The sequence below is a fragment of the Actinokineospora pegani genome (assembly GCF_009745975.1).
Lineage (GTDB): Bacteria > Actinomycetota > Actinomycetes > Mycobacteriales > Pseudonocardiaceae > Actinokineospora > Actinokineospora pegani.
In genome coordinates this window covers 21,457-27,667 of sequence record NZ_WHOL01000124.1, presented here as the reverse complement: position 1 = coordinate 27,667, position 6,211 = coordinate 21,457, and the positions used below count along the sequence as shown (strand labels likewise).

At 72.6% G+C, this 6,211-nt stretch carries 8 protein-coding genes; 2 read left to right on the top strand and 6 right to left on the bottom strand.

All coding sequences use genetic code 11. The features are described from left to right. Positions 1-315: 315 nt before the first annotated feature. From GCL84_RS27845 to GCL84_RS27835, 3 genes are read right to left on the bottom strand one after another with little or no spacing between them, the layout of a single operon-like run. Positions 316-1,290, bottom strand: coding sequence for a tetratricopeptide repeat protein (locus GCL84_RS27845; protein WP_156758546.1), 975 nt, complete (start codon positions 1,288-1,290; stop codon positions 316-318). Positions 1,291-1,336: 46 nt separating this feature from the next. Beyond that, entirely contained in the window at positions 1,337-2,230 is an 894-nt protein-coding gene (locus GCL84_RS27840; protein ID WP_235926796.1) for an SCO6745 family protein, read from the bottom strand. After that, positions 2,223-2,522 carry an MTH1187 family thiamine-binding protein gene (locus GCL84_RS27835; RefSeq protein ID WP_156758545.1) on the bottom strand — a complete coding sequence of 100 codons (300 nt, stop codon included), beginning with the start codon at positions 2,520-2,522 and terminating at the stop codon, positions 2,223-2,225. Before GCL84_RS27835 ends, GCL84_RS27840 begins: the two co-directional genes overlap by 8 nt. A gap of 161 nt (positions 2,523-2,683) precedes the next feature. Here GCL84_RS27835 and GCL84_RS27830 point away from each other — a divergent pair, with 161 nt between their 5' ends. Next, entirely contained in the window at positions 2,684-3,187 is a 504-nt protein-coding gene (locus tag GCL84_RS27830) for a MarR family winged helix-turn-helix transcriptional regulator (protein ID WP_156758544.1), read from the top strand. Between the two features lie 49 nt (positions 3,188-3,236). Here the strand turns inward: GCL84_RS27830 and GCL84_RS27825 are convergent, their stop codons facing one another. Then, on the bottom strand, positions 3,237-3,596 hold the full coding sequence (locus GCL84_RS27825) for a DUF3817 domain-containing protein (protein WP_156758543.1): 360 nt from the start codon (positions 3,594-3,596) through the stop codon (positions 3,237-3,239). A gap of 205 nt (positions 3,597-3,801) precedes the next feature. Continuing rightward, a complete protein-coding gene (locus tag GCL84_RS27820; RefSeq protein ID WP_197523555.1) occupies positions 3,802-4,092 on the bottom strand; it encodes a hypothetical protein in 291 nt (96 codons plus the stop codon). A gap of 45 nt (positions 4,093-4,137) precedes the next feature. On the opposite strand from GCL84_RS27820, the gene GCL84_RS27815 reads away from it, so the two are divergent. After that, entirely contained in the window at positions 4,138-4,344 is a 207-nt protein-coding gene (locus GCL84_RS27815) for an FmdB family zinc ribbon protein (protein ID WP_156758542.1), read from the top strand. Between the two features lie 48 nt (positions 4,345-4,392). Here GCL84_RS27815 and GCL84_RS27810 read toward each other — a convergent pair whose 3' ends face one another. Beyond that, positions 4,393-6,177 carry a 3-hydroxyacyl-CoA dehydrogenase family protein gene (locus GCL84_RS27810; protein WP_156758541.1) on the bottom strand — a complete coding sequence of 595 codons (1,785 nt, stop codon included), beginning with the start codon at positions 6,175-6,177 and terminating at the stop codon, positions 4,393-4,395. Positions 6,178-6,211: the final 34 nt, after the last annotated feature.

Below are 6,211 nucleotides of genomic sequence, written 5' to 3'. Positions count from 1 at the left end.
CCCGAGCAGGGGCGGCAGAACCGAGCCCATCCAGTCGCCTCACCCACCAACCCCGTGCGCGAGACGACCAAGCAAGCCGACACCGACCGGACCCCCTCACCCGAACCCTCCACCACACCCGCCCAACCAGGAAAAACACTAAGTAAGTGGCATTGACCTCTGGGGGCGTCCCACAGCCCATTCTACCGGCGAAACCCCCACCACACCCCGAAGTCGATCTTGCCTGTGGACAACTCCGAAACGATCCACAGGCCCTGCCAAGCGCTGAGGGCCGCCCCCGAACCCGGGAACGGCCCCCAACCACCAACCACAAGATCAGAACAGCGCCGAGGCCAAGTCCCGCCGCGCCTTCATCACGCGCGGGTCGTCCGCGGCGAACAGCTCGAACAGCGACACCAGGTGCGTGCGCGCCTTGTCCCGGTCGTCGCCCGCCGCCCGCCGCACCACGTTGATCAGCCGGGTGAAGGCCTGCTCCGCGTTCTGCCCCGCCAGCTCCAGGTCGGCCGCGGCCAACTGCGCGTCGATGTCGTTGGGCGAGGTGTCCGCGCGGACGATCACCGACGGGTCGGTGACCTCGGCGCGGGCCAGGAAGCGGACCTGCGCCACCGCCGCCTTGGCCTCGGCGTTGGCGGGCTCCGCGGCCAGGATGGCGTCGTAGGCGGCCTCGGCGGCGGCGTAGTCGCCGCGTTCGAAGGCGGCCTCGGCCGCGGTGAACCGCTCGTCCGCCTGCTCCGGGACCGGCTCGGCGGCGGGGGCCGCCGCGGCGGCCTGCTCGGCGGCCTCGATGCCGGGCAGGCGCCCGCGCAGGGCGTCGACCAGGCTGGTGAGCCACTGGCGGAGCTGGGGCTCCGGTGGCACGTCGCCGAAGGCCTCGACGGGTTGGCCGCCCGCGATGGCGATGGTCATGGGGAGGGTCTGGGCGCCGAAGAGCTGGGGGATGCGCGGGTTGGCCTCGGTGTCCACCTTGGCCAGGACCCAGGCGCCGCCGTACTCGACGGACAGGCGTTCCAGGGTGCTGATGAGCTGCTGGGAGGCGCTCGCCCAGGTCGCGGTGAGCACGACGACGACGGGGACCTGCAGCGAGCGCTCGACGACCTCGTTCTGGAAGGTCGCCTCGGTGACGTCGGTGCTGAACGCGCCCTCGGGTGCGGGTGGCGCCGGGGCGGCGCCCGCGCCCGTGGGCGGAGCGGTCTTGGTCGCGTCGGCCCTGGCCTTGAGCGCGGACAGGTCTACGGCCCGGGAGAGGGCGGCCGACAGGGCGGCGGTCTGGCGTGGGTCTGGCCTGGTCACCCCTTCATCCTGGCACGGTCGCGCGGACCGTGTTCGGCCTCCCCGCTCAGTCGGTGGCGCCGTTCACGATGCGAACGAGGTCGGCCTCGGGCGCCAACGCCATCGGGTTGACGCGCATCGCGTCGTTCTGCCTGGTGATGGCCAGCGAGAGCGGGGCGAGCAGCTCGGCGAACCGCGCGCTGCCGTCCTCCCCGAGTTCCAGCCACGGCGCCTCGGCGGCCTCGTCGGTGAGCGCCTCGACCGACTCGCGCAGCTCCACGCCCTCCTCGGTCAGCGCTCCCGACCCGTCGAGCACGCCGCGCTCGGCCAGCCGCCGCGCGGCGGCGTCCCACTCGTCCCCGGGCACCGCGCGGGCGGTGCGCATGTACTGCGTCTCCAGCCCCGTGTCGACGGCGAAGACGACCAGCGCCTCCACCGGGTCGAGGCCCGCGGTGACCAGCGCGGCCACGTGCCCGTCGCCGCGCGACTCGCGCAGCGTCGTCACCGCCTGCCACAGCGCCAGGTGCGGCTCCTCGGGCAGGTCCAGCGCGGCGTTGGCGGCGCCGAGCGGACGTCCGGCGGTCGGCGCCCAGGAGGCGGCGGTGCGGGCCAGGTCGGCGGCCTCGGCCACCTCCGGGGAGCTGACCGCCTCGCCCAGCATCCGGCGCAGCGCGCCGTCGACCCCGCGCAGCCGGGCGGCGAGGAACTCCGCCGGGCGGGCCACCGACCACGCCTCCGGGAGCGCCTTGGCCACGCGTGAAGGGTGGAAGTTGTAGAACAGGCTGGTCACCAGCCAGGCCGGGGCGGCGCCGAGCGGGGCGGCGCGCATGCCGAAGTACCCCATCCAGCGGCCCTTGCAGCCCAGCGCGTCGGTCTCGGCGATCGACTCGGGGGTGAAGTAGGTGACGGCGTGGTAGGGCTCGTAGCACTGCCAGAGCGCGCGGGCGTCCAACTCATTCACCCTTCAGGTGGTTCTCGACGCGCTCGACCTTGGCGGTGAGCTGCTCGGTGTGGCCGGGCCGGACGTCGGCCTTGAGCACCAGGCTGACCCTGGGGAACCGCACGAGCAGCACGTCGGTCGCCCGCTTGACCACGGCCATGACCTCGTCCCACTCGCCCTCGACCAGGGTGTGCATCGCGTTGGTCTCGTTCGGCAGCCCGGACTCCCGCACCACCCGCACCGCCTCGGCGACGGCGGCCCCCACGGCCTCGGACTCCCCGCCGAGCGGGGTCACGCTGAACGCCACGAGCACGGTCGCACTCCTCGTCAGGTCGGATGCCCGGGCGCAGACTATCCCGGTGGCGGCGGGGGTCCGGCACGCGGACCTCGACGGCCGGCCGCCGCCGCGGCGCAGGTTCGTCACGCCGCGTGAAGGGTATTAGTGCGGGTTAACCCACTGGTAGCTTCTGGAGCATGAGGCCGCGGACCCTGCCCTTCGACCCGATCGCGCGCGCGGCGGAGCTGTGGGAAGAGCGCGTCGGCGACCCCACGACGATGGCCGCGGTGACGAGCGTGATGCGCGTCCAGCAGATCCTCCAGTCAGCCGTGGACGGCGCCCTCAAACCGCACGGGCTGACCTTCGCCCGCTACGAGGCACTGGTGCTGCTCACCTTCGCCAAGCGCGGCAGCCTCCCCATGCGGGTCATGGGCGAACGCCTCCAGCTCCACCCCACCAGCGTCACCAACATCGTCGACCGCCTGGAGGCCGACGGCCTGGTCCGCCGCACCCCGCACCCCACCGACCGCCGCACGACCCTCGCGGAGATCACCGAGGCGGGCCGCGAACGCCGGGCCGCGGCCACCGCGGCGGTGACGGCGGTGGACTTCGGGCTGCGCGGCCTGACCGGGCGCCAGACGGCTCAGCTCACCGACCTGTTGGCCAAGGTCCGCAAAGCCACCGGCGACTTCCAGGACTGAGCCGTGCCGCGGAGGTCCGCGGCACGGCTCAGGCTGGCGGATACCGTGCTCAGGCGGGCTCGGGGACGCCGATCTGGGCGGACTCCGGGTCGGACGCGGCGGGACCGATGGGGTCGAGTTTGCCGGTGCGCAGCGCCCAGCGCTCGAACAGGAGCGTGAACAGGGGCGGGATGCTGCAGAACAGGGCCCAGAAGGTGGTCCACTTGTTCCAGCGGTACTCGCGGGCGGCGAGCAGGGTGACCACCAGGTACGCCACGAACACGGCGCCGTGGACGGGGCCGAAGATCTTGACGCCCGCCTCGCCCAGGTCGGTGGCGTACTTGAAGAACATGCCGACGAGCAGGCCGATCCAGGAGACGGCCTCGGCGAAGGCTACGGCGCGGAAGCGACCGGCTGCGGTTGCGAACATGGGCCCAGTGTGGGGTGTGAGCACGCTCACCGGAAGCCCCCACCAACGTGCTGACCTGTGACAACGTCCTGAGCGCGCGGGAACCCGGGTGGCCTTGCGACCAAGGTCACCGACGGTGAGCAGCGCGGAAGACGCCAGGGACCTGCGCTTTCACCCCACCCCGCCGCCGTTGGGACGTTGGCCACAGGCCACCCGCCGGGCAAGGTCACCACCGCTTCGGCGTGGGCCCCCGCCGCGTCCGCGCCGACCAGCACCCCCGGTGCCAGTGCCTGCGGTCCTCGATCCCGCCGTCCGCCGCCCAGGCGACCACGTGCGCCACCCCCACGGCGATCTCGTGGTCGCACCCCGGGCACCGGTAGACCTTCGTCGCCTGAGCCCCCGGGACCGCTCGGACGTGCCAGTCCCCGTCGGCCCCGGACTCCACGCGTTGGTGCGACAGCCCCCCGCCCAGCGGTCGGGGCTCGTCGGGGCGCCGGGTGTTGTTGCGGCGGGGCACGCCGCCCAGTATCCCGCGTCGGGGCCAGCGGGCAGAATGCGGGACGTGCCTACCTACGAGTTCCGGTGCCGTTCCTGCGGGTCGACCTTCGAGGTCCAGCGGCCGATGGCCGCCTCCTCCGACCCGGCCGCCTGCCCCGAGGGGCACGACGACACGGTCAAGCTGCTGTCGATGGCGGGCCTCGGCGGCTCGTCCGCGCCCGCTCCCTCCGGCGGGGGCGGCGGGTGCTGCGGCGGCGGCTGCTGCGGCTGAACGGGGAACGCCCCCGGCAGCAGCCGGGGGCGTTCCTCGCGGACAGGCCTACTTCTTCGAGTAGTCGCGGAAGCCCTTGCCGGTCTTGCGGCCCAGGCGGCCCGCGGTGACCAGGTGCTCCAGCAGCGGGGCGGGGGCGAACCCGGCCTCGCGGAACTCGTTGAACAGCGAGCGCTCGATGGCCAGCGACACGTCCAGGCCGACCACGTCGAGCAGTTCGAACGGGCCCATCGGCAGCGAGCAGCCGACCTTCATCGCGGAGTCGATGTCCTCGCTGGTGGCGTAGTGCGCCTCCAGCATCTTCACCGCGTCGTTGAGGTACGGGAACAGCAGCGCGTTGACGATGAAGCCCGCGCGGTCGCCGCAGTGCACCGGCTGCTTGCCGAGCTTGAGGCACAGGGCGCGCGAGGTGGCCACCACGTCGGCGGAGGTCGAGATGGTCTCGACGATCTCGACCAGCTTCATGATCGGCGCCGGGTTGAAGAAGTGCAGGCCGATCACGTCGCCGGGGCGGGCGGTGGCGGCGGCGCACTCGACGACCGGCAGCGAGGAGGTGGTGGTCGCCAGGATCGCGCCGGGCTTGACCACCTCGTCGAGGGCCTTGAAGACGGACTGCTTGATCGCCAGCTCCTCGGCGACGGCCTCGACCACCAGGTCGCAGTCGGCGAGCTGCTCGAACTCCACCGCCGGGGAGATGCGGCCCAGGATGGCGTCGCGGTCCTGCTCGGACAGCCGGCCCTTGGCGACCTGGCGCTCCAGCGACTTGCCGACCTTGCCCACCGCGGCGTCGGCCTTCTCCGCCGAGCGGGCGCGCAGGACCACGTCGAAGCCCTTGCGGGCGAACACCTCGACGATGCCGGTCGCCATGGTGCCGGTGCCGACCACGCCGACCCGCTGCACGTCGCGCACCCGCACGTCGGACTCGCCCGCGGCCGACGGGGTGAGCGCGTCGGCGACCACGGTCGGCGACTCGGGGGCGTCGTAGGTGTAGAAGCCCTTGCCGGTCTTGCGGCCGAGCTGGCCCGCGGTGATCATCTGCTTGAGGATCGGGGCGGGCGCGTGCAGCCGGTTGCGCGACTGCGCGTACATCGTCTCGAGGATCTCGTAGGCGGTGTCGAGGCCGATGAGGTCGAGCAGCGCCAGCGGGCCCATCGGGTAGCCGCAGCCGTAGCGCATGGCGGCGTCGAGGTCTTCGCGGGTGGCGTAGCGCGACTCGTACATCGTCACGGCGTGGTTGAGGTAGCCGAACAGCAGCGCGTTGGCGATGAAGCCCGCGCGGTCGCCGATGACGACCGGCTCCTTGCCCAGCTTGCGGGCGAACTCGACGACGTCGTCGACGACGTCCTGCTCGGTCACCACGGTGCGCACGACCTCGGTCAGCTTGAGCACCGGGGCCGGGTTGAAGAAGTGCAGGCCGACGACCTTGCCGGGACGTCCGGTGTGGACGCCGATCTCGGTGATCGACAGCGACGAGGTGTTGGAGGCCAGCACCGCGTCCGGGCCGAGCACCTTGTCCAGCTCGGCGAAGACCTGGGCCTTGAGCTCCAGGGACTCCGGGATCGCCTCGATCACCAGGTCCGCGTCGGCCAGGTCGGCCAGGTCGGTGCCGTAGCTGATCCGGCCGAGCAGCTCGCCGCGGTCGGCCTCGGTGAGCTTGTCCTTGGCCACGGCGCGGGCGGTCGAGTGCTCGACGTGGCCGCGACCGCGCTCGATACCGGCGGGGTCGACCTCCACCGCCTTGACCCGCACGCCGCTCCGGGCCAGTACCTCGGCGATGCCGGCGCCCATAGTCCCGAGCCCGACAACACCGACGGTGGAGAACTCACGTGCCACGATTAACCTCCGCAGTCACCCTGGACGGCAATGT